Annotated in this window: 17 protein-coding genes; 9 read left to right on the top strand and 8 right to left on the bottom strand. The window is 66.7% G+C overall.

What is annotated here, in order from left to right; all coding sequences use genetic code 11:
- Positions 1–209: 209 nt before the first annotated feature.
- The 8 genes from POL67_RS17840 to POL67_RS17805 form a co-directional block, all read right to left on the bottom strand.
- Positions 210–986 carry an HNH endonuclease gene (locus POL67_RS17840; RefSeq protein ID WP_271918574.1) on the bottom strand — a complete coding sequence of 259 codons (777 nt, stop codon included), beginning with the start codon at positions 984–986 and terminating at the stop codon, positions 210–212.
- On the bottom strand, positions 983–2,989 hold the full coding sequence (locus tag POL67_RS17835; RefSeq protein WP_271918573.1) for a hypothetical protein: 2,007 nt from the start codon (positions 2,987–2,989) through the stop codon (positions 983–985). The genes POL67_RS17840 and POL67_RS17835 overlap by 4 nt, the downstream gene beginning before the upstream one ends.
- Positions 2,979–7,535: an Eco57I restriction-modification methylase domain-containing protein gene (locus POL67_RS17830; RefSeq protein ID WP_271918572.1), complete on the bottom strand. Its 4,557-nt coding sequence runs from the start codon at positions 7,533–7,535 to the stop codon at positions 2,979–2,981. The genes POL67_RS17835 and POL67_RS17830 overlap by 11 nt, the downstream gene beginning before the upstream one ends.
- A gap of 2 nt (positions 7,536–7,537) precedes the next feature.
- Positions 7,538–8,044, bottom strand: a complete 507-nt coding sequence (locus tag POL67_RS17825; RefSeq protein ID WP_271918571.1) for a DUF8741 domain-containing protein — start codon at positions 8,042–8,044, stop codon at positions 7,538–7,540.
- A gap of 77 nt (positions 8,045–8,121) precedes the next feature.
- A complete protein-coding gene (locus POL67_RS17820; RefSeq protein WP_271918570.1) occupies positions 8,122–10,371 on the bottom strand; it encodes a helicase-related protein in 2,250 nt (749 codons plus the stop codon).
- Complete coding sequence (locus tag POL67_RS17815; RefSeq protein ID WP_271918569.1) at positions 10,368–15,716, bottom strand: DEAD/DEAH box helicase family protein; 5,349 nt, start codon at positions 15,714–15,716, stop codon at positions 10,368–10,370. The genes POL67_RS17820 and POL67_RS17815 overlap by 4 nt, the downstream gene beginning before the upstream one ends.
- Positions 15,713–15,955, bottom strand: coding sequence for a helix-turn-helix domain-containing protein (locus POL67_RS17810; protein ID WP_271918568.1), 243 nt, complete (start codon positions 15,953–15,955; stop codon positions 15,713–15,715). The genes POL67_RS17815 and POL67_RS17810 overlap by 4 nt, the downstream gene beginning before the upstream one ends.
- Positions 15,956–16,362: 407 nt before the next feature.
- On the bottom strand, positions 16,363–17,247 hold the full coding sequence (locus POL67_RS17805; protein WP_271918567.1) for a DUF1016 N-terminal domain-containing protein: 885 nt from the start codon (positions 17,245–17,247) through the stop codon (positions 16,363–16,365).
- Positions 17,248–17,434: 187 nt separating this feature from the next.
- Here POL67_RS17805 and POL67_RS53645 point away from each other — a divergent pair, with 187 nt between their 5' ends.
- From POL67_RS53645 to POL67_RS17760, 9 genes are all read left to right on the top strand, one after another.
- Positions 17,435–18,094 carry a JAB domain-containing protein gene (locus tag POL67_RS53645; protein WP_271918566.1) on the top strand — a complete coding sequence of 220 codons (660 nt, stop codon included), beginning with the start codon at positions 17,435–17,437 and terminating at the stop codon, positions 18,092–18,094.
- A gap of 212 nt (positions 18,095–18,306) precedes the next feature.
- Complete coding sequence (locus tag POL67_RS17795; RefSeq protein ID WP_169508096.1) at positions 18,307–18,471, top strand: hypothetical protein; 165 nt, start codon at positions 18,307–18,309, stop codon at positions 18,469–18,471.
- 143 nt (positions 18,472–18,614) lie between these two features.
- Complete coding sequence (locus POL67_RS17790; protein ID WP_136921305.1) at positions 18,615–18,812, top strand: hypothetical protein; 198 nt, start codon at positions 18,615–18,617, stop codon at positions 18,810–18,812.
- A gap of 92 nt (positions 18,813–18,904) precedes the next feature.
- Positions 18,905–19,192 carry a hypothetical protein gene (locus POL67_RS17785; RefSeq protein ID WP_136921306.1) on the top strand — a complete coding sequence of 96 codons (288 nt, stop codon included), beginning with the start codon at positions 18,905–18,907 and terminating at the stop codon, positions 19,190–19,192.
- Complete coding sequence (locus POL67_RS17780; RefSeq protein WP_271918565.1) at positions 19,176–19,856, top strand: hypothetical protein; 681 nt, start codon at positions 19,176–19,178, stop codon at positions 19,854–19,856. Before POL67_RS17785 ends, POL67_RS17780 begins: the two co-directional genes overlap by 17 nt.
- Positions 19,857–19,957: 101 nt before the next feature.
- Positions 19,958–20,923, top strand: a complete 966-nt coding sequence (locus POL67_RS17775) for a DUF6744 family protein (RefSeq protein WP_271918564.1) — start codon at positions 19,958–19,960, stop codon at positions 20,921–20,923.
- Between the two features lie 79 nt (positions 20,924–21,002).
- Positions 21,003–22,148 carry an AAA family ATPase gene (locus POL67_RS17770; protein ID WP_271918563.1) on the top strand — a complete coding sequence of 382 codons (1,146 nt, stop codon included), beginning with the start codon at positions 21,003–21,005 and terminating at the stop codon, positions 22,146–22,148.
- A 3-nt stretch (positions 22,149–22,151) separates the two neighbouring features.
- Positions 22,152–23,321, top strand: a complete 1,170-nt coding sequence (locus POL67_RS17765) for a vWA domain-containing protein (protein WP_271918562.1) — start codon at positions 22,152–22,154, stop codon at positions 23,319–23,321.
- A complete protein-coding gene (locus tag POL67_RS17760; RefSeq protein WP_271918561.1) occupies positions 23,318–23,719 on the top strand; it encodes a DUF6573 family protein in 402 nt (133 codons plus the stop codon). Before POL67_RS17765 ends, POL67_RS17760 begins: the two co-directional genes overlap by 4 nt.
- Positions 23,720–23,763 lie beyond the last annotated feature (44 nt).

Below are 23,763 nucleotides of genomic sequence, written 5' to 3'. Positions count from 1 at the left end.
CCGAAATCAGCCAGTTCACGACATGGCTGGCCGAGCTCGGCGGCTTCGCGGGCGAGTCCTCGGGTGGGCCACCGGGCTTCGTCACGATCAAGCGTGGGTTGGACTTCATCCTACCGATCGCCGCAGCGCTCGCTGCCCTCGATAAGCAACGGAAGAAGCGACGAATGCTCACCCGGACGCGGGGGAAGATCAGGTGTAGGCCACGAGCATCACGCACCTCCCGTCTTAAAAACCCGCTCTCGGTGCCACGGCAGGTACGAGCGATGCCCGTCCGCGAGTCCGCGGACGCGAAGTGGCTGGTCGAGACCGAGCGTGGTGCGGGCGGCGCTGCCGAGCGCGTCGCTCACGACGATGGCGCCGTCGTCTGCGACGGTGATGAAGCCTCGATCGAACGCCGCGTCGAGATGCGGTGCGAGCAGGATGCCGTTGTAGACGTCGAGCCGCTCGGCGTCGGTCTCGCAGTCGGCCCACGGCTTGATGTGGCTCGCGCGGAGAAGCTCCCGCACGGCGAGCCCGGTTACGGCGCACCGCCCCTCCCACAGGTCGAGCAAGCCGTCGCGAAAAAGGTTCTGGCCGACGCGCTGAACCACGAGGCGCTCGGCCTCGGTCTTCTTCGGCAAGGCTGCAATCTGCTTCTCGAACGTGTGAAGCAGCTCTGTCGGCAGCGCTTTCGAGAGCTGGAAGGCGCGACGAAGGAGCCGATGCAATGCGGGCACGTCCGGGACCGTGCGCCCAGCGATGGCGCCCTTCGGAAGCGGCGCAGCCATGGGCGTGCCGTACTCGCCGAGGGCACGCGCGACGTTTTGCTGCGAGAACGCCGCGAGGAAGACGGCGGCACCGAACGCTCCGAGCCACACCCGAAGCGGGCACTGCGTGCTCGCAAAGACGAGCCAGTCGCCCTCGCGCTGGAGCTCCTGGTCGAAGCCGTTGTCCGTGGCCGCCTTAGCGAGACGCGAGGCGATGATCGGCGAGAGCGTCGTCGTCATAGGTCCCGCCGCAAAAGTCGAGCTTCTGCGGGCGAGCCGTTCAACTTGAGCCGCACACGTTTGTCACCAACCAAGTCGTCCGGGGGACGCGACGTAGTCGTCACGATGTACTGGAACTGCGGGCCGGAGCCCGCCTTCTCCAGCTCCCGCACTACGTGAAAAAGCTCGTGGTAGATGCTGAGCCCGAGGTCGGAGCTGCGTGGGCTATCGTGAATTAACAGCGGCGGGAGCTTGGTCGCCCCCTCGATACTCCGACACAGCGTCGCGAGATCGAAGGCGAGCACCTTCACCAAGTTGATAGCGGGCGTCGAGCGCTCGCCGCCGTACTCGACTACGAGATTCAGGCCGTTTCCGTCGTGCTGCACTCGCCCGGTGGCCTCTGACTTGGGGCCGAGGAGCCGTCGCACGAGCGGGTCGAAGTGCTGCCCGAGGCGGGCGAAGACCTGGCCATGCTGGTCGCGCTCTGCCCCGGCGGCCTCTCGTCGCTGCTTAAGGGTCGTGTCGATGTCGGCGAGCGTCTTCTCCGCTTCCGCGTTCTCGGTCAGCAGCTTCTCGAGGTCGCCGACGTCGTCGCCGATCCGCCTCGCGGCGTACCAAACCTCGGTCCGCGCATCACGCTGCCTCCTCGCAGCGCGAAGATCCGCCCATGCCTTGTCGCGCCTCGTTGTAGCCGCCTTGAGTTGGGGTCCGAGACGCTTGAGCGCTTCCTCTGCAGCCGCCTGCTCGGCTTTCTTGTCACGCAAGTCCCGCTGGTTCTTCTCTTGTCGCTGACGCAATGATTCGACATCGGGCAGTTTGTGCGAGAGCTTGCATCCCTCCGCAAGAACGCGGTCAATGGGCACCTCGCAGACGGGGCACGTAGGTATCTCCGCCTCGTCGAGGCTCGCCGTCAGGCCGGGCGTTTCGCTCGCGATTTGCTTCGCTACTGCCTCGGCGGTGCTCCGCTTGGTCTCCGCGCTGGAGAGCTCGGCCTCAAGCCGTTCGACCTCCTTTCGTTCGCTCTCGTACTTCGCCTCGAGGTCGTCCACTGACGCGAGTTCGCCCTTCGCGTCCACGACGGCAACTTGCGCCACGCGTACGCGTGCCGCGTTCCGCAAGAACTGGCCGAGGAGATCACCCTCGGGAAGCGGCTTTCCCTCAAGCTCGACCGCCCTCAAAATCCTCTTGAGTGACTGCTCGATCAGCCACCGGCGCCGCTCGATGCCGCGACCCTCGTCCTCTCGCCGTCTCCCGAGCTTCTCGACCTCGGCTTCCAACCTGTGTTCGCGCGGGGTGATGGCGCCGAGCAGCGCGCGCACCACGTTGTTCGCATCGCCTACTGAGAGTCGACGAGCGGGCGAGCCGGACTCGGAGGCTGCCGCGCGCCACTCCGTCGCCTTGCCGAAATGGCACTCCTGGTCACGTGTCAGCCACGCAATGGCGAAAAGCCATGCCCGACGCTGAGCCTCGGTCTCTTCCTCGCCTTCGCGGGACTTCGTGACGAGTGCGGCAACGTCTGCGGTCAGGAAGCGCTCGACGAGCATGTCGATGAGCGGCGCAATACCGGTCGGCGCGGTGTTCGACGAGACAGCCGCTTCGAGCGTTCCGCCCTCAAGCACGACGTCATGCCCAAACACGCCGATCGAGCGCACGACAACCCATTCAGCACCGTCAACGATCAGCTCTACTCCGACGCGGCCATCCTTGAACGCGCTGCTGATCTTGCTTCGCAGCACATCGGAGGCGAAGTGCGGTTCCCCCAAACAGTAGCGCAAGAGGCGACAGACTAGCGTCTTGCCTGCGCCGTGGCCCGGGCCCGGAGGGGCTTCGCCGTCGTCGCGCGCGCTGCGGTCGGCGGGATCGGGGGACCAGATAATGTTGAGCCCGGGCCCGAACTCAATGTCCTGGATAGGCTTCGCGTCCGGCTCGCCCCAGATGACGAGCCGTCTGAACCAGAGCCGAGGCCCGTTCTTGGTGGTCGGCTTCACGGCCAGTTCCCGTGGCTTGAACAGTTCACGCTGCATGTTCCAACCATTGCCGGATGGGCGCCGGCAGCTTGAGGATGATTGCGTCCACCTGTGTCGACTCCTGGAGACGCCGCAGCACGTTCACGACGAAGCCAGCGCGCCCGTCAGCCCAGCCGCTCGTGTCGATGGCATCCGTGCTTGTGCCGATCGCCCACGTGTTCTGCTGCAGGTTCTCCGTGAGCCTTCCGCGTGCGCGTAAGCCGGAGAGCGCCGCGCCCCACTCCTGGGTGGTGCCGTCGACGGAGGCGTTGGCCGCCTTCTTCGCATCGGCGCCGACCACCCGGGCCCAGCTATCCCGCTCGGCCTTGTCGAGCTGGGAGACGAGCAGGTGCGGCTCCAAGCAGAGCAACGCTGCGAGCCGCGCCAGTCGCCGATCCAACGGCGCGCCATGAGCCTTTAGCACCGCGAGAATCGCGGCCTGGATCTCCCCGCGCTCCATCGTCCGAGGCCGCGCCCAGTCGCTCGCGCCGACCGCAGCAAGGTTCGGGACCACCGCAGCCGCCGTTGCAGCAGCGGGCCTGACTCCGGGTTGAGGACGAACGGCAGGGCGAACCGGGAGCGGGATGACCTTCCCGCCATCACGCGCCGATGGCGCGGTCCCCAAGTCAACAGGCGGAGGATCGAGGCGAGTCTCGTACGGTCGCGCGAAGCGCACGGCCTCAGTCATCGCGTCGTACATCTCAAGGATGACGAGCTTTGTGCGGTACTCCCCATGAGCCTTTTCGTCGTCCCTACGCACGATCGGAAAGGTGTCCAAGATGTGCTCGGTATCGTCACGGGACAGGCCGTAGAGATGGAAGAAGGCCGCGTCGAGCTCGCAGCGAAGCAGGAACCGCCGCTCGCCGTCCCACTGGAACGGTTGACCTTCGTAGCCAACGTCACGCGCGAATGCTTCGAGGTCCCGCGCCGTGTAAGTGAGTTCGAACACGCGGGAGCCGACGAACGTGCGCATCGTCACTCCGAGGTATCCGGCAACGTTGTCCATCTGCGCGGGGGTCGGCGCCGCGAGCTGCTGAAAAGTCGACTGCGGAAAACTGGGCTGAGAGAGCGAACTGCGAGCCAGGTAGTCGAAGGCGTAGGAATTGTAGATCCCACAAAGGAGAAGCAGCTCCTCGGCGCGAGGGCCCATCGTCATGATGAAACCGTACGATGCCGGCCCCCATGGCAGGATTGCCGCGATCACTGTGCGTTCATCGCCCGGCCTCGCGACGCGTCTGAAGCCGAGCAACCCGCTCCGACACGCCGACTTGCGGCGATCGAGCATTTCTCGGGCCGCTTGCTCGGGCACCCAGTAGTGAGGTTCTACGACGAACGACGTATCCCGAAGCTGCGCTTCTGTTGCCTCGACCAGCTCACCTCCAGGCTCTTGGGCGTATCGGTGATTGAATTGGTGAGCGAGCCGCCCTTCGTAGAGAGGAAGCATCCTCTCCGATCCGTGAGCGAAGACGTTGCCCGTAAGCGACCAGCCAGAATTCGCAAGCTGCACACGGGTTCTGAACATGTGCGAGTCGTTCGACATGTCGAACATGCGCGCGAGCTGAATACCCCAGGGGTTCCCAGACTGACGCTCCTTGTCGTCCTCTCGGATAAGGATCGGAATGCGTCGATAGATTGCCTTCGTGATGTTGGCATCCGTCCGCGTGCGGAAGACTGGGCATGTGCGCGTGTTCGGATTTATCAGCGAGATATCGGCCGGCGTGAGGTCGAATAGCCGTCCGGGATCTTTCAGCTCGGCCGTCGCTCGCAGGCCGAAGGCGACTACGAACGTCCTAGAGGAACCGATGGTCAGCAGGCAGAACTTGAACCGTGCGTGGCCAACTTCCCCAAACAGCTCCCCGCCGCTCTGGAAATCGAAGATGGAAACCAGCCACTCGTCATCCACGAGGGCTTGGAAGTAAGCCTTGGTGCTGTCGTCGGTCGCGATTCCGGTCGGGACGATGAAGCCGGCCCGCCCCCCTGAAGCGAGCACCCTCCGATTGTGTTCGGCGAAAACGGCGTAAGTATTCACGTCGCCCTTGCCGCACAGCGGATAGCGACCCGACTGCCGGATCGAGTGACTCTCGCCTTCGGCCTTGCGACTCGCGTCGCTCCACTCCTCCCAGAGTTGAGGATTTTCCTCCGGCAGCTTCGCGATCAGCTTCTTGCGCACGGCCGCGTTGGCAGCCTTGGCGATTTCCTCGCTGCGCGATGCGAAGAACTCTTGCTCCTGCAACTTCACGCGCTCCCACGGCGGGTTGCCCAGAACGACGTCGAAACCGCCCTTCGCGAATACCTGCGGGAACTGCAGGTGCCAGTGAAAGAACCGATACTGCTCCGCGAGCTCGCCGACGGTCTGCGTGGTGAGCGCAGGCGCCTGCCCTTGGCCGTCGCGGAGCTGTCGCCACAGCTCGTTCGTCGGCGCGGCGTCGGTCAGCTCGCCCGGCTGCTTTGGCCACACGAAGGCAGCGCACCATGCGTCGGCCACGAATTTCTGGTGGCGGTACTCGGGCGAGCCGAGGATGCCGTCCCAGCGCTCCTCCTTCTTCGCGAGCGCTTCCACGTTCGCGTCGCTCGCCGCATCGAGCTCGGTGACCGCGCGCGTAACGGCCTGCGCCTCGGTCTCGGCGGGCTTGGTCCACAGCGTGTCGAGTGAGCGCTGTCCTTCGGCGGCCTTCTTATTCCGCTTCTTGAGCGCGCTCGCGGTCTTCTTGTCGTCACCCTCGATCGGGTCCCACGCCGCATCGGGGATGCCCCTTGCCATCAGCTCCGGCGTCGTCCCGAGAAGCGCGTTGCCGTGCTGGATGTGCGAGTTGAGGAACGTGAGCGGCAGGCCCGGCTCGACCGCCTCCATCCAAAGGCCGACCTTGCACAGCTCGACGGCCATGGGGTTGAGGTCGACGCCGAAGATGCAGCGGCCGACTACCTGCCGAAGTGAGTGGCGGTACTCGGCGGCCGAAGGCGTGCCGTTCGCCTGAAGGCGTGCAATGTGCGCGGCGAGCCGGCGTGCGGCGGCGAGGAGGAAGTGTCCCGAGCCGCACGCCGGGTCGACAATGGCGAGGCCGAGGAGTGCCTCGACCGGGTTCGCCGGGTTCTTGGCGATGGCGTCGGCGATGACGGGCTCAAGCGCGCTGTCGAGCAGCACCTGTACGAGGCTGTCGGGCGTGTAGTAACTGCCCGTCGTCTTGCGCACATTGCCCTTCGTCTCACCGCCGGTCGCGAACGCGAACTGGCGTCCCTCCTTGGCGATCTGGGGGACGAGTTCGAGGAGGCTCTCGTACACGCTGCCGAGCTCCTCGGGACCCATGTCGCGCCAGTTGACGCGCGCGAGGCTGCCATCCTCGCGAAGCCACGCGAGCTTGAAGACGGCGAGTAGCAGCGCGCGGTTCTCGAGCTTCGCGGCATCGAGCGCGGGGCACTGGCTCGCCGCGAAAATGCCCGCGAGCGCCGGTAGACCGAGGTGCGGCTCTCCGGCAGCGAGGCCACGGCACACGACCTTGGTCGCCTCCCACAGGTCGGAGAATCGGTCGTGGGCGCTGCGCTTCACCGAGCGCTCGCGCAGGCGCCGAATACCGTAGCCGTGGGCGTAGAGCGCCTTCGCTGCGTCGCTCGTCCCGTCGGGGTGAAGCAGCCCGCGCTCTTCGACCGTGAGCAGGAAGATGAGCCGGTAGACGAGCCGCAGGAGCTGGTTGAAGTAGTCCTTCACCGGCAGCGTGCCGTTTTGCAGGTCGGCGCGCAGCGTCTGGTTCTCGGCATGCGCAAGGAAGCCCTGGCCCAGCGCGACGAGCGCTTCCTCGACGCCACGTCGAAGGTGCTCGCGCGCACGTGTGCCTTCTTCGCGGCCCGCGTTGCGCCAGACCTCGAGCGCGCATTCGGTGACGGGCTGCCCTTCACGGCCGAAGCGCGTCTCGTGGAGGAGGAGCCAGAGCACAGCGAAGTCGGCGTAGCGGTCCTCGGTGAAGATGCGCTGGAGATCGGCCTCGATCCACGCGGGGCGCGTGAGGCTCGCGTTGTCGCGCACGATGCGCAGGGCGGAGCCGTCGCTGGCGATGCCCCAGAGCGCGCCTTCCTGGGCGTTTAGGTACTCCTGCGCGAGACCAAAGGCACTGCGGCGACGGCTGCCGTCGCCGAACGACGGCGAGGGCGTGTCCAGGCCGCTGTTGGCCGGAGCGATGACGACCGGCACACGCCCGCCGAGCGCCACGCGTCCGATGGGATACGTCCGCTCCTGGAGGCGCGCAGGCTCCACTGCCGCGAGCGACGTGAAGCCGAATGCGTCGCGGAGGAGCGCGGGCACGAAGCGCTCGGAGATAGCCTTCGGGTCGGCCTTCGCGTCACGGCCGGTCTTGAAGTCGGCCCACTGGGCCTGCGCGATGCGCCAGTAGCGGCCGATCTCGTCGCGGAGGTTGAGGCCCTTGTGGATGCGGTAGTCAGCTTCGGCCTGCGTTCCCGCCTGAAGCTGGGCGACCTTCGAGAGCCACTCGGGTGAGAGGAGACCGCCTTCGATCGAGAGCGCTTCGAAGGCGATCTGGGCCTCGCGGGCTCGGGTCTTTCGCTTTGCTGCCATGTTCAGTCCACCTTCGGCAGCAGAACGAACAGTCCGATGACGTCCGCTGGAAGAAGTGCCTTCACGCTGTAGCGACCGAGAGCATCAGCGGCTTCGCGCACGCGGCGATGGTCAGCGAGGAGCGCCTGTGCGCGCCGCTCCGCGAACGCATCGAGCTCCGACATGCGGGTGTCGAGCTGGCCGAGCGCCTGCATGACCGCACGCTCGCGCACGTGCGCGGGAGGATCGGAAGCGGGAACGGGCGATAGCAACGCGAGTGCGTCCGGCCCTTCAAGCGAGCTCGGACCACCGGTCCATGCGATGGCCGTCGCCTCTTCGACAAGGAGCGTCGTGGCCTGCAGGCCTCGCTGCGACGTGAGCTGGTGGCGCAGTCGCACGAGCGCCACCAACGTGCGCGACGTGACGACCTCGGCCACCCAGCATCCAACCCTTCCGAGTACGCCCGGATCATTCACGTCGGCACCGGCGACGTTCCCGAGGGTGCGTTCGAGAAGCGTCTCGGCGAGCACCGAGACGAGCGGGTGGCTCCGCTGCACCGGGCGGCAACGCGGCGCGGGCGGGTACTCGAAATCGATGAGCACCGAGCCTACGAGCCCTTCGACATCGAGACGTTCGCGGACGTCCTCGGGGAGCGCCGTGAGCGCGTCTTGAAACCTCGACGTCCAGAGCTGCCTACGGGCTCCAGCGCACCACCCAAACGAGCGAGGGCGCGGCCCGTGAAGCGCTGCACGTCCTCCTTTCCACCGAGCACAGCCAGCGATTTCTTCCATTCGGGCAGCACGTCCTCGGGCTTGAGGCGGCGCTGTGCGAAGACCGTACGGTTCTTCTTCGCCTTCTCGGCCGCATCGAGCCAGCGGGTCTCGATGGCCTTTGCTTCCTCCATCTCGACGAACGCAAAGGCCTGCTGACGCTTCCCTTCGCGCTCGCGATTACGGAGGAGCACGGCCTTCATGAGCGCCTGACTCAGCGTGTGCCCGTCGTCGGGCAGCGGCACCGGCACGCCGAGTTCCTCGCGGATCTTGTCGGCTTTCTTCAGGATGACCTCGAGCACTGCGCCGTCGACCGGGTTGTTCGCTCCGTAGATCAACGTGGCGCGCACCACGCCGCTCTTCTGCCCGAAGCGATCGACGCGGCCTTCGCGCTGCTCGTGGCGCGTGGGGTTCCACGAGAGGTCGTAATGGACGACCGCATCGAAGTGGTCCTGAAGGTTCACGCCCTCGGAGAGGCAGTCGGTGGCCACGAGGACGCGCCGCTCGGCGTCGCCGAGTAACTCGACCTTCTCCTTGCGCTCGTCCGAGGTCAGCTCACCCGTGACGACGCCGACCGCGACGTCCTTGATCTTCGAGGCGAGGTGCTGTCCGAGGTAGTGGGCCGTCGCGATGTAGCGGCAGAAGACAACCGGGTTGAAGCCTTCCTTCACCAGCTCGATGACGTGGTCGGTGAGGATCTTTAGCTTTGGATCTCCGGCCTGTCCGGTGAGCTCCTCGGCCTGCGTGATGAGCGCCGCGAGTGCCTTCTCCTCGGACGCTGCAGGCGGCTCGACGTCGTCGTCCGGGAGCGCGTCGGCGGCTCCGTCGAAGACGCGTGCTTCGATGTCGTCCTCGGCGACTTCTTCTTCGAGCCCCGCTCGGGTGCGAAGTGCCTGGACGGCGGCCGCAGGGCTAGAAGCCACGCAACGCATGAGGGCAAGCGTGCCCCAGAAGTTGAGGCGCTGCTTCTTCGTGTCTTCCCCGGCTGCCGCAACGACAGAGGCGCAGTAGTCGAGCACGGCGTCGAAGAAGCGTTCCCACGTGCCCGTGAGTTTGTAGGTCAGTTCCTTGGTCTCACGGCGCGGGAAGAGGTTGCCCTCCTTCCACTCGGCGATGTCCGGGCGTCGGCGCTGGACGAAGTGTGCTGCAAGGCGATCGCGGAGCTTCTTGTGCTCGTCGCCCGCCGCGTCCGACAGCGCCGCGAAGTCGGGATGCAGGAGCCCGAGCAGTCGGAAGTAGGCGTCCTCGTCACCGCTATGCGGTGTCGCCGTGAGCATCACCAGGTGGCGCGCCTTTTCGCTGACGAGCCCCTTCAGCAGCTCGTAGCGCTGGTGCCGCCCCTGACCGGTCGACGCGCATGTGTGCGCCTCGTCGACGATCACCAACTCGGGGCACGCGCGTAGAAACTCTGCGCGACGGCGCTCGCCCTTGATGTAGTCCAGGCTGACGACCGTGTGCGAGTGCGTGGTGAAGATGCTCTCGCTCGGCGGCAAGTTGCGCTCGAGGCGCGCCGCGCTCGCTGCGGTCACTGCGACCGGTCGTAGGTGGAAGCGGCCTTCGAGCTCGGTCACCCACTGGTCCACGAGGTGCGGCGGGCACAGCACCGCGAAGCGCTCAACGTCGCCACGGTCGAGCAGTTCGCGCGCGATTAGCGCTGCTTCGATGGTTTTTCCGACACCGACGTCGTCGGCGATCAGGAGCCGAACGGGGTCGAGCTTGAGCGCCATGAGTAGCGGCACGAGCTGGTAGGCGCGCGGCTCGATGGCGATCTGGCCAAAGCTGCGGAACGGCCCGGCGCCGCGACGAAGCGACAACACGAGCGCGTCACGCAGGAGCAGCGCCGCATCGTGGCCAGCCTTCTGCGTGGGCTCGGGCTTCGGGAAGGAGGCGTCGGCGACCGGGGTCGCCTCGAGCGCGAGGTGGATGAAGGTCTGGTCCTCCTCCGAGCCCGCGACCGGACGAACGCGCAGCACCTCGGCGTCACTTCCCGAGAGCACGATCCACTCGCGACCACGTGCGCGCACAAGGCTGCCGGGGCTCCACCGCGCGCTCGAGGGCGGCGTCGGCGTCGTTGCCGTCGTGCTCACGCCGGCCTCCCGAGAAGCTTCGCAAGCGACGACGTGGGCTCGGCCCACGACGCATCGTTCTCACCGAGAACGACGACCTCGAAGCCCTTGTTCTCCAGCTTCGCTGCTAGCACGCTGTTCTGTGCGAAGAGCGCAGCGACGTAGTGGCCGCGCCACACAAGCGTGACGGACTGTTCATCGATCAAGAGGGGCTCCGAATCAGGTGAAGGAAGCTCGCGCCCGCGAGCGTAGATGCGCCACGCGGAAGCGAGGTCGCCGCCCGCAGGCATGGGAGGAGGTTCGGTGGGACGCCGCGATACCGGCGCTTCGAGCCCGGTAAGCCTTCCTCGCGCGAGCCGGAGTAGGAGCCCGCGCGCGCCCTCGTTGCGACGGTCGAGCAGTTCGTGGTCCGGCTGGTTGAAGTACGACATCACGCAGCGGTAACAGGCCGCGACGCACGCGCCGCCGGGCGCGTCGACGAACGTGGTCACTGTCGAGGGCAGGCCGTTCGCCAGGTCGAAGTGCATAATGGCGAGCGCTTCGTGCGCCACCTCGGCGAGGCGTTCGGGCTCGGCGACCAGGCGCGTAAGCACACCGGCGCCGCCTTCAGTCGCCTCGTAGAACAGGAAGCCCGTGCGCGCGTCCCGCTGGGGCATCGGCTCGGCGAGGATCTCGCCTTCCTCGAGTTGGAACACGGCCTCGATGCCACGCAGCAGCGCGTGTTGCACCGTCGTCAGCGTGGCCTGGGAAAGCTCGGCATCGGTGGGCTGGAGCAGCAGCGCGTTCTTGCGGTCCTGCACGCTCGGCACGATCCACTGGCGCGGCGACGCCGTCGGATCGGGGCCGTCATCGCCTTCGTCCTCGTTCTTCGCCCAGTAGCCCGAGACCGGGTCCATCATGAACCCGAGCTGCGTGCGTTTCTTCCGGCGTCGCAGGCCCTTGTTCAGGCGCGTAATGGTGGCCCCGGGTCCGTAGGCAAGCCGCACAATCTCGCCCTCCTCGTCGAGGGCGACGCCCTTGCGGACGTCGAGCGCGTGGTCACGCGTGGCCCACTCAAAAGTCGTCTGCAGCTCGAAGCCCTGGCGCTGGCGCTCCTCGTCGTTCGCGGTGATGCGCTCGGCGGGCTGCGTCGAGACGTTCTCGATCCGGTACGTGTGGTTGACGATCTCCGCGTCTCCGAGCGACGCGCTACACGCGTGGCACATCGACGCTTCGTCGTTCCAGTGCCCCGCGCCGCACGCCTTGCAGATGCGCACGGTCTTCGTGGGAAGGCGCACGTCCGCCGTGGCGCTCGCCTGCTGGTTCAGCGAGAGCATCGCGCGTACGACGCGGTACGCACGGCCCTCGTGGTACACGAGGCTCCTCGGCCCAAACTCGGAGAGCGCGAGGAAGCGAGGTCGCTGGAGGTACGTCTGGCGTCCGCGCCCATCGTTTGTCGCGGGGATATAGGCCATCAGCGGAAGGCGCGGGAAGTTGTAGCCGGGTAGGAAGCCCTCGGTCGCGAGGTAGCGGTACGTGTTGAAGTCGCTCGACGGGCTGTTCAAGTTCCGCGTGTCCGACTGGAGCAAATTAAGCTGGTCGATGGCCTGCGCGTGACGGCTCTGCGCGGCGCGCTTCTCCTGCTGCGGCGCCGAGTAGTCGTCCATTGTGCGGCGCGCGGCGTCGCGCTGTTGTTCGGCAGCGGCGAAGAGTTCGCGCCAGCGGCTGAAGGCCTGCTCGAAGCGCGCGAGCGCGCGTTCCACGACTTCGGCCGCGAACACGTCGCGCCCCGGGTACCAGGGCGCGAGCGCGGGAGACAGGTCTTCCTCGAGGAGGTTCAGCACGCGCTGGATACGACGGCGCGCTTCCTCGGAGACCTTCGGAAGCGCCATCGGCTCCTTCACATCCTTCTTGAGCGGGCGCCCTGTCTCCGAGAGCACGAGCAGCTCCGCGATCGACGGATCGAGCGGAAGCTCCGTGCACGCGAGCCAGACGGCGGACAGGTGGCTCTCGACGAGGTCGCGGTTCGCGAGGTCGAGGAGCGGCGGGCGAACCTCGCCGTGCACCATCGCCTTTGGGTCGCGAAAGAAGTACTGGTCGTGCGGGCTCTGCGAAGAGCTGTAGGTGAGCACCAGCGCAGCCTGGCCGCTGCGGCCCGCGCGACCGCTGCGCTGCGCGTAGTTAGCAGGTGTAGGCGGAACGTTGCGCAGGTAGACCGCGTTCAGGGCGGAGATGTCGACGCCGAGTTCCATCGTCGGCGAGCAGAAGAGGACCGGGAGGAACCGGTTGGCCTCGCCGATCTCGCGCAGGTGCTTCTCGTCGGAGCCGAGCTCCTCCCGCTCCTTCACGCCGAAGCGGAACCGCTTCTCGCGTACGGCACGCTTCTCGCCGTCGACCTGCGCGGTGTGCTCGCGCGCTTCGAAGCCGAAGAGCGGGTGGATCGGCTCGCGCAGCGTCACCGCGAGGTTCGCGTAAAAGTCGCGGAAGAAGGCGTTCTCGTTCGGGTGGTTCGGATCGATGTCGGGCGTGCCGCGCTTGAAGAGCACGCAGGCGTCGTTAAGGCGGAACCCCGTCTGGTCGCCGAAGGGCGTCACTTCCTCGGACACGAGCCCGTGCGTGCAGGCCGCCTTGAGCAGCACCTCGATGAGCGTGTCGAAGTCCTCGGGTTTGAGGGCACGCACCGTCGAGGGGTTGTCCCAGAGCTTGCGCCCATCGGGCTCCTGCGGCGTTCGCGAGCCACGTGACGACTTGATAGTCTTCCCGAGCGCGCTGCGCGAGCCGCCGCGCACGATGAGATCTTCGTCACGCAAGCTCGTATTCTTGCGCGACGGCGGCGAGATGAGCAGCCAGCGGGCCTTGCGCGGCTTCTCATCGTTGCCGAATCCCCACGGCGCACGGAGCCGGCTGTGGGACTTCTGCAGCATCTGCTCGATAACGGTCGGGTCGAGCACCTGGCTGCGGATCGCCATCCACTTGCGCAGGTGGTCGAACACCTCGAGGTAGACCGCCTTGCGCACGGCGGGCGACGCGAGGCGCAGAACGTCCGGCGCGGTCGCGAACAGGTCCTCGTCGGAGGCCAGTTCGTCGATGCCAAGGTACTCGACAGTCACGAGCCCGAGCTGCTCGAGGTTCGGGTTCGTGTATCGCCAGCCTCGACGTTGATCGAACCAGACGCGGTACGAGAGCACCTGCCGGAGCGCGCTCTCTGCCTCCATTAGGTTAAAGCCCTTGAGCGTCGGCTCGAGGAGCCATTCGACCCGCAGCTCCGGCGCAGGACGGTCGAAGCCGAGCGCGCGCTGCTGCGCGGTGCCCAGTTCGTCGCTGCGAAGGCCCTTGTGGCCAGCGACGTCGAGCGCGCCAAGGAAGGCAGCGCGGATAAGGCTCACGAACAGAAAATCGTTGAAGTGCCCCGACTGAAGCGCGGCGTCTTGCCGGTTGTCGGTGAAGCCGAGCAGCTTGCGCGTGTGTGTCGGGAGCCCGGAGTCACGCCCGTGCATCCAGCGAAGCGCGCTCCCGACCAACACCGTCGTCGCTGAGCTTCGACCTTCAGCGGACAGCGAGGCGAGCCGCGTGCGGTCGCGTGCCGAGGTACTGTACGTCGCCCCGCAGCGAAGGCAGAAGCGGAAACGGCCGGGGATGAACCAGGCCTTCGCGCCGGAGCCCACCTTGCCGTTGGGCGCGACGATGACCTCACGCGCACGAGCGCTGCGATAGTGGCTCTTGATGCGAGGGTTGCCGGCGGCATCGAAGTCCAGCCACGTCTCCGGGTAGTCCTCCTCCCGGTCGGCGAACGTGAATTCTGGGTCGCGGGCGTGGAGCGTGAGGAAGCCGAAGACCTCGCGGTCGGGTGACTCGTCCTCGTCGCTCTCCGGTTCGTCGTCGGTCTTCGCCGGCGCCGCGTCGTCGATGTCGCGGGCCAGGAAGACGCGTTCGCCCGAGTCCGAGACGAAGCGGACCGGGTGGTACTCGTGCCCGCATTCGCGGCAGAAGTGGACTGGGTAGAGGCGCTTATCGGGATCGCCGGGAAGGTACTGTTGCCCCTCGACCGTGACCGAGCGCTTGCCGGGCGGCTCGAAGGTCGCGAAGGCGTGCCCCGCGCCCGAGATGAACTGGTGCAGCTTGAAGGCGAAAAAGCTGCGATGCGTGGCGGATGGGTCTCCGGTTCGATCACGTTCGGGCAGGCTCGACACGAGGAGCAGCGTCCGAAGCGCTGCACGGCACGCCTCCTCGTCGCGGCCCGCCTCGGCGGCCAGCTCTCGCGCCGCCTCGTCGAGCGTTCGTGGGCGCGCGCGATGCCACGCAGGGTTCGCGTCGGCGGTTGTGATGCCGAGCCGCGTCTCCGTCCAGATGGCGAGCGGGTGGTCGTGAAGGCCTTCGTCGGTGATGTTAGAGGGGAGTCCCGCGTCGATCGCAGTACCGAGCACGCTCTTCACGGACTCTGCGCGCCTCGACTTGTCGGTGACGCGTTCGAGCTCCTCGATGATGACGTGGCTCGGGTCCACCGTCGTCGAGAACAGCTTGGAGGCGATGCCCGCGACGACCTCCTGCTTGTTGCGCGCGCTCCCCTCGCTGGCCATCGTGGCCGACGTGCCGATGCACTGGAGCTTCTCAGGCGACAAACGCTCGCGCACGCGCCGCACGAGCAGTGCGACGTCGGCGCCTTGACGCCCGCGGTACGTGTGCAGCTCATCAAGCACGAGGAAGCGCAAGCCGGCGCAGTTGCCGATTACCTTACGATCGAGCTCGTCCTGGCGAGTCATCAGGAGCTCGAGCATCATGAAGTTCGTCAGCAGGATGTCGGGTGGATTCTCGGCAACGCGACGCCGTTCTTCACTGTCTTCCTGCCCGGTGTAGCGCGCGAACGTGATGGGTCGCTCGCCTTGGACGTTCGCGACAAACTTGTCGAGCTCTTCGAGCTGGCTGTTGGCCAGCGCATTCATCGGGTAGATGATGATCGCCCGCGTGCGTTTCGACGCGCTCCCGCGCTTTTCAGCGAGCACCGCGCTTACGATCGGGATGAAGAAGCAAAGCGATTTGCCCGAACCCGTGCCGGTGGTGACGACGTAGCTCTCGCCCTGCGAGGCAAGCGCGATGGCTTGCTCCTGATGCTTGTAGAGGCTCAGCGGAGCGCCGTCGGCGCGGAAGATGTCCGCGGTTCCGGGGGCGAGCGCGCCGCCCGCGATGAGCGTCTCGATGTTCGCCCCGCGCTTGTAGCTCGGGTTGATCTGGATGAGCGGATCGGGCCAGAAGCGCCCCTTCGCGTAGAGCGCCTCGACCTGTGAGCGGATGTCGTCCGCGTGGATCGTCGTGAACGAGGTGGCGAACTTGCGATACTCGGCGACGATCGAGTCTCTCAACGAGAAGACGTCCATGCTCTTGCCGCTCATGAACGCCCCCGCTTCGCCTTCGTCCTGTTCTTCGAGGCGACCTTCTCGCCGCCCTCCGCGCCTCCGGCACGAACCCACCCATCAACATCCGAGAGCTTGAACTTCCAGAGTCGACCGATTTTGTGCGCTGGGAGTCCTCGCGCCTCGATCCAGCGATAGATCGAGTCCTGCGCCACTCCCAAGTGTTTCGCGACCTCGTCGACCGAGGACCAAGGCTCCGGCATCTTGAGCAGCTCCATGGGCACACGCCTGCCCATGCAACGGTACAGCAAGGGGGAGGCGTCTGGAAGAGCTGGGGAGAGTCGGAGAGAGTCGGTTAGGGCGGCGCGTCAGCCTTCGGCGAGGCACTGGAACAACCGGAGCGGCGTTGCCGAACCCGATACCTCTTCGAGGTCCAGCGGCTTGGCGAAGACGGGGGCAAAGCCAGGTTGCTGCCGTGCTTTACGCTCGTGGAAGATGGTGGCGCGGCAGCTCTTGCGCTGCGGGCCTCAGAGCACGCCCCCATCACAACCCATCGTCGGGTTGACGGTGTCGTCGCACCACTGGATCGCTGTACTCGCCATGCCCTGCCGGGCCCGCCGTCACGGCCTTGGCTAGGAATTGCCGGTCAACAAAGTCGCGACGTCGCGACTTTCTTCGCCCCTGCCTACGCGGTCCTCGCCTGCTCGGGTGCAGCCGCCTCTTCCTCGGCCTCGTCCTCCTCCTCGGCCTGGGCGTGGTCGTGAGCCTCTGCATCCCCGCTGGCCTCCGCCTCGTCGTCCTCCTCCAGCTCGTCCTCCTGTGCATCCTTGAGGGTCGGTTGCTCCGCCGAGGCGGGCGGCGCGCCGAGCCAGGAGTCGAGTCTCTCGTTGACGTTCTGGAGTCGCTTCACGAGCTCACGTTGCTGCTCGAGCATCTCCTCGAACTTCGCACGGACCTCCGGGGTAGGCGGGGCCCCGTCCAGTGCAGGGAGGAGGCGCTCCTCCCAGTCGCGAACGCGCCCGAGCCAGTTCTTGGACGCGGAGCGCATGCCACTCAGGGTCTTCGCCGTGTCGATCTCCGGCTCTTCGCCGGCCGCCACGCGCTCAGCCGTGATGCGGACCTTGAGCTCCCGCACCGACAGCCCCTCCTTGAGAACCTGGTTGACGTACTTCCTGCGCTTCCGCTTGTCGTCGATGCCCGCGATCTCGAGCAGGTGCGAGAAGCCGATCGGCATGCCGGTCTTCAGCGAGGACTGCTTCAGCAGTTCGTTGAGCTCGTCCAGGGACCAAGCCTTCGCGACCAGCGCGTATCGGTAGAGCGTCTTCTCATCGTAGCCCAGGGAGACCGCGATCTGGGCCACGGCCTTCTTGCCGTACTTCTCTTCATCCGTCTTCGCGTCCTTGACCAGCTCCCCGAGCTGGTAGCGGGCGCGGGTGTCCTGGGGACCCGCCTTGACGAGCGCCTTGCGAACCTTGTCGCATCGATCGCGCAGCTCGGGGGCCATCTCCTCGGCTTGTGCTTGTTCGTCGACGGTGGTCTCCACCTCGGCGGCAGCGGTGTTCCTCGGCATCAGCTTCTCCTCTTGACCTGATCGTCGGCAGCTTAGCCACGCGCCTGCTCGTGCCAAGTGGTGCCCCCTACGTGGTTGTACCGGTTCTTCTGACGGTCGCCTGGACGCGCTCTCGATCCGTCCCCGGGAAAACTCGTGAACACCGCGGAGATAAGAGCCACGGCATCGGAAAGGAGGCCCTGCATCCGTGACAGGCTCGCCTGACGCGTCTCTCACCGCTCCTATCATCAACCTCAAGCCGTCCACCACCGAGAACCTGATCGACCTCGTGCTCGGACGCCCCGGCGTCGCCGCACATGTCCTTGCGTCTCTTGGCGGTCTTCCCACGCTCGCCCGCTTCACCCCCACGGCGCTCACCGAGCGCTTCGGCCTCACCCTCGACGAGGCCACCCGCCTCGCCGCCGCCTTCGAGCTCGGCCACCGCAGGCTGATCGAAGGCGCGAGCGCGCCCAAGATCACCTGCTCTGCCAGCGTTGCCGCATGGGCCCACCCCCGGCTCGGACATCTGGCGCACGAGGAGATGCACATCATCGCACTCAGCGGCCAGAACGAATTCCGCGGCGCAAGGCTGATTGCCCGCGGCGGCCTTCACGCCCTCGCGGTCCGCACCTCCGACATCCTGCGTGCGGCGCTCGAGCTCGCCGCGTCCGGGTTCGTGCTCGTCCACAACCATCCGGGCGGCGATCACAACCCGTCGATCGAGGACGTCAAGCTGACCGTCCGCGTGCAGGGGATTGCCGATCTCATCGGAATGCCCCTCGTCGACCACATCATCGTCACCGCGTCGGGCCGCTTCAGCTCGTTCGTCGCCGATGAATGGGTCCGCAGGGCAACGCAAGAACAGTGATATCGCGGAGATAATAATCTGGGGAACCCCATCACCTCGGAGGTCATTGTGATGTCCCGTCTCTCTCGCTTCCTTCGTGACCCCAAAGCGGTCAGCAAGGCGCTGCGTATCGCGGCGGCCGTCATCACGATGGTCGCGCAGATCATCACCGTCTGCCTGGGCTGACGAGCCCCATCGTTCAAATCAACTCGGAAAGGTATCCAGGAGAAGCCATGCCCCTCACGCCCAACGCTGCCCCGTCGAATCCCGAGAACCCCGGCACCTCGTTCATCAAGCGTGTGCTCGGCAATGACAGCGCCAAGAAAGGCGCCGCCGCGCTCGTCGCCGGCGTCGTCCTCGCCGTCGTGACCGAGGCCATCTGGCCCTCGAACTCGTAGCCGACGTTCTCGGCGAAGCTCTCCTCGAAGAACTGCGGCGCCGTCTGAAAAACCTCGGCCCCTCCGCCGAAGAGGCGCTCGACTGGCTCCGCGAGGCGGCCCGACCGCCGCCCGGCGTCGAGCTCGTCAGCTCCGACGGCTCCGTGTTCACGGGCATCGTGCTCGTCGATCGCAACCAGCCCGTCGCGATGCTGGCCTTCCGGCACGCGCCGACGCGGCCGGCCTCGCCGTACGGCCACTCCCCAGGCCCGCACGTCCCACCGCATCAGCGGCACCTCTTCATCCAGGACGACGATGAGGAGCCGCCGCCGTGGCGACCCAGCCGGCTCTGGGACCGCTGAAACCCATTCCGTCATCCGTCGACCAGGGCGTCTCGCTGGCACGCAATGCCGTGCTCCGGGGCGCCCTCTTGTTTCCGGAAAGGATTACGATTATGCGCGTCAATGGTCGCGTGCTCCGCTATGGCACGCTCGCCGAGCGTCGCCTCTTCCTCTCGCTCGGCATCACCGAGCTGCGCGTCCCGCGCTCCATGAACCCGTACACCGTCGCTCGCCGCATCGCGCGGGCGGCGAAGAACAACACGCCGGACATGGAGTTCTTCAAGGCCCTCGCCACGCAGGCGAAGCGCCCGCCCGGCCAGCCTCCCGTGCCCCCGCCGGACTTCGACCGCCCGGAGCCGGTGCTCCCCGAGCACGAGCTCGTGCATGCCGAGGCGGCCTAGCCTGGAAGACCTCGGGCGCGTGCTGCGCCTCGCCAAGCCGAACACGAAAAGCCTGAGCTGGTATCTCGAAGAGGAAGGCGATCAGCTCGCGCCTGTCCTCGGCGTGGAGCCGGAAAAGCTCCGGTCTTTCATCGGCAAGCTCGACCAGCACATCGCGCCCGAGCTCCAGGCGCATCTTCACCGGCGCGTCGAGGCGCTCCGGGCCGAACACGTGGAGAAGATGAGCCGGCGCGCGTCTTCCGCCGCCGGCCGGCTCGCCTCGACGGCTGTGTGGCAGGGCGATCGGATCTACCTCGACCCGCTCCTTCTGCTCGGCCCGCTCCTCGCCGACGCGGGGAACAAGTTCATCGCTTTCCACGTGGTCCGGGCATTCGAGGTCCGAATGCCCCGCCCATTCCTCGTACAGGTGGCCGGGGTTCTTCCGAGACAGTACGACGATCTCGTCGCCTGGCTCGACACCCATGGGCTCCACTTCCGGTGGAAGAACGGGCGCGGGGGCCTGAACTTCATCTCGCAAACCGTGGCCCCGAAGGACATTGCATTCGGGCTGCACGTCTACCTCATGCCGCCTGTCGTCCAGCAGGTGACGCGACCCCCGCCCAGGCCACGCCGCCCGGCCTTTCCGCTCGGCGACGAGGTGGTCTCCATGGCGCTCTTCACATAGAGCGCGTCCTCGACACGGCGCCGCGACGAGCACCGTCTTCGGCGCCTCCCGTCTCCGGACCGCGTGCGCACAGCATTGCGTCCTATCTTCGGACCAATTCCATGGCAGGTAAGAACGGCGCTGTCGCCGACATCCGTCAAGCGCAGCGCAAGATGGCCGCCGCCGGTGGACGCCATATCGGCGACATCGTCGGGTGGAATACCGAGCGTATCAATGTCTCCCGCGAGCGCGCCCGCGTGCTCCTCCAGCCCGAGGGCTTCGACCACCTCATCCTGGACGTCGACCCCGCCACGGCCCTTTCCCGCGCCGCTGGCGAGGTGAAGCGCCCCTCGGGCATCCTCGTCCAGCCCTTCGCCAACCCCAATGGCGACACCCCCGCGTCCTTCGGCATCTACGTGCGGAGGAGCGGCGGGGGCGAGGCGGGCGACCAGTACCCGTGCGGTGCGCGGTGCCGGGTCGACCTCGCCTCGAGCAGGGTCGTCTCCTTGCCCCCCGATGGCGCCCCCGGGCTCGAGGAGGCCATGGCGCACGCGGAGAACATCGCCGCGCACGCCAACCACCTCATCGCGCACTGCGAGACGAAGGACATCTCGGGGGCTCTCGTCGCGATGGTGAAGGCCCTCTCGGGCGTCCCGCTTCGCAATCGCGGCGGCATGTACCTGCTCCCGCCCTCCTCGTGCGAGCGGTGGCAGCGGCTCAAGCCGGCGCTCGAGGACCTGCGCGTCGAGCCGATCACCATCGTCATGCACGACGCGCCGGACAACCTCGCCACCGCGAAGTCCGCGGCGCAGGGTGCGCTCGAGGCCGACATCGGCGAGCTCCTCAAGGACCTCGAGAAGGCGACCACCGACGGCATGCGGCAGGACGCGCTCACCCGGCGCGTCCAGTTCTGCAACGAGCTCGTCGCGAAGGCCGAGCTCTACCGCGGCGTGCTCGCGGGGGTCTCCGACAAGATCACCGCGAAGGTGAAGGAGCTCAAGGACAGATTCCAGCGCCAGCTCGCGGGCGGTGGTGGCGGTGGCGGCGTGTCCAGCGAGCCCTCGTTCACGGTGCCCATCACCGACTGATTCTTCGACAAACCGGCCCCGCTTCGGGTGACGCCGAGGCGGGCGCCGTGGCGGCTTCTTTTCATCTCGGATAACCAGCATGAAGAAAAACGGATCCATCGATATCGGCTCCGTCCGCGCCCGGTTCCGTGCCGTGCGCGACGGCCTCAACGCGGCCTTCCGCGAGCGCGAGGATGCGATCGAGTGCATCATCCTCGCCGCGCTCTCACAGAGCCACGCCCTGCTCGTCGGGCCTCCGGGCACGGCGAAGAGCGCGCTCTTCTTCGGGTTCCTCGCGTCGTTCCCGGACGCGCGGAAGTTCCAGACGCTCGTCACGAAGTTCGGCACCGAGGACGAGTATTTCGGCCCCGTGAAGCTCTCGGCGCTGAAGAACGACCTCTGGGAGAGGAACCTGGATGGCCGTCTCGCGGCCGTCGAGTGCGCCTTTCTCGACGAGGTCTTCAAGGGCTCGGACAGCGTGCTCAATGCGTTCCTGAGCGCGATGAACGAGCGGCTCTACAAGGGACAGCCGATCCCCCTGCGGCTGCTCGTCGGCGCCTCGAACGAGCTGCCCGAGGAGGAGATTCTCGCGGCGATCTACGATCGTTTCCTCCTGCGCGACGTTGTCGAGTACGTGCAGGCGGACGCGACGTGGATGCAGCTCGTGGCTGCGCCGCCCGAGTACAAGCCCGCGGCGCAGATCGCTCTCGCGGAGTGGGATGCAGCGTGCAAGGACGTGCAGCGACTCGAGGTGCCCCAGCGCGTCGTCGAGGAGCTGCTCCGGCTCCGTACGGCGCTGAAGGCGGACGGCCTTGTCCTTTCGGATCGGCGCTGGATCGCGCTCACGCGTGTCCTCAAGGCCGCGGCGTGGCTCGACGATGCGCCCACGGTCGAGCTCGATCACCTCTCCGTCCTGAAGTACGGGCTCTGGAACAAGCCGGAGGATCGGGCGCGTGTCGTCGCGGTCTTGCAGACGGTGGATCGCTCGGTCGTCGCTCAGGCGATCGATATCGTGGACGAAGCACTCCGGGGATACGCGAATCGACCGACGGAGCCGGCGTCGTATCAGTCCGCATTGCCGCAGCTCGCGGACAAGGTCACGGAGGCGGGCAAGCGCGTGCAGGACATGCTGAAGAACGGCGTGTCGCGCCGCGCCCACGCGCGCATTCAGCCGAAGCTCGACGAGCTCAAGAAGGCCCACGACGCGCTCACGGCCGACCTCTCGAAGCGCTACGCGCTGCCGTAAGCCATGGGCACGTTTTTGCAGGCGAGGCGCCGGCATCTCTGCGTCAAGGAGGCTTCCTTCGAGGACGCGGAGAAGGCCGGTGACCTCTGGAATGCGATCGTGGGTCTCGGGCGGGATCCGCCGACGCGGTCATTCGCGGAGGCCGTGAGGGATACCGTTCCCGCGGAGTACATGGCCTTTCTCGCCCTCGACGAGGTCGGCGCGGCCTACGCGTTCGGGCTCTTGTGGAAGGCGGGGAAGCATGTCCCTGAGGGTGCCTCGGGCTTCGATATGCGGAGCGCCGCGCGCGAAGAGTGGGCGACGTTCGACAAGAAGGCGAAGCAGGTCAAGCACCTCTCCGATGGCTTCGGCTGGGATCTTTCGGCAGCCTGGGCGCAAGTCCGGCAAGTGGATGCTACGGGAGACGACATGGATCGGATCGAGCGTATCGCTCGGCTGGCAGGTCGCATGTTCGCTTCGCTCCGCGGCGCCCACGCGAGCAAGGTCCACGGGGTCTCGGGCGAGGTGTACTCGGTCGAGCAGGGCAATGACGTCGCCCGGCTTCTGCCGGCAGAGACGGTGCTCCTGACGGACCCGCAGATCGAGATCGTGGCCCTCGAACGAATCGCCTCTCGCCGGGCCGCGCAGTACGCGGTCCGGGGAACGACGAAGAAGTCGAAGGGGCCGCTCGTGCTCGCGCTCGACGAATCGGGCAGCATGTCCGGTATTCGGAACGAGTGGGCGAAGGCCGCTGCGGTGGCGCTCGCTCGCGTCGCCTCGGAGGAGAATCGGCCCGTGGCGGTGGTCCATTACGCGACGTCCACCGTGGTGCAGATCGTGAAGCCCGGAGACAGCGCTGGGATCGTGAAGATGATCCTTCACTTCCTCAGCGGTGGAACGGCGATCGGTCTGGCCCTCGGGGTTGCGGTGGATCAGGTGAAGGCGCTCGCGCAGAAGGGCCAGCACGGCGCCGACATCATCCTCGTCACGGACGGCATCGACCGGAACGAGGAGGAGCAGAAGAAGTCGGTCGACGCGGCGTCGAGCATCGGCGCGCGGCTCTGGACGGTGGCGATCGAGTGCTCCATCGCGGAGGACTCGCCGCTCCGGAAGAGGTCCGCGCAATACACCGAGCTCAACGACAAGGCGATGACCGAGGGCTCGAGCATCACGCTGCTCGCGGAGGCAACGTGAGCGACGAAGATGATGATGTCGGTGGAGAGTTTGTCTTGATTGCGGCCTACAGCCGCGCACAGGCACTCGAAGACGGCACGCTCGTCGACGTCACCGAGCTCGCGAAGCAGGCTGGAATCAAGGCGCCGGTGGCGCTGACGCGCTCCGTCTGGGAGAGGTACGTCGAGCTGTCCCCGGCTGCGGAGAAGGCGGGAAACGACACGACGGGCAGGACGTGGGACATCCTCTGGATGTTCCGCTGTGCCGCCCTGCAACGGCCGGATGAAGTCGAAGTCCGGTACGAGTTGCATGTCGTCACCGACACGATCGAACCGTCCCTTGTCGAGCTGAAGGCCATCATCGGGCCCGGCGACGACGGCGAGGCGGTCATCACGATCCTCTTGCCCGAAGAGGATTGAGCGAAAACCGCAACAACAATGCGGCGTGCGGTTCTTCCGTGCGC

This window comes from Polyangium mundeleinium (genome assembly GCF_028369105.1).
Classification (GTDB): Bacteria; Myxococcota_A; Polyangia; order Polyangiales; family Polyangiaceae; genus Polyangium; species Polyangium mundeleinium.
The sequence above is the reverse complement of the archived record's forward strand: the minus strand, read 5'-3'. Positions and strand labels throughout refer to the sequence as shown.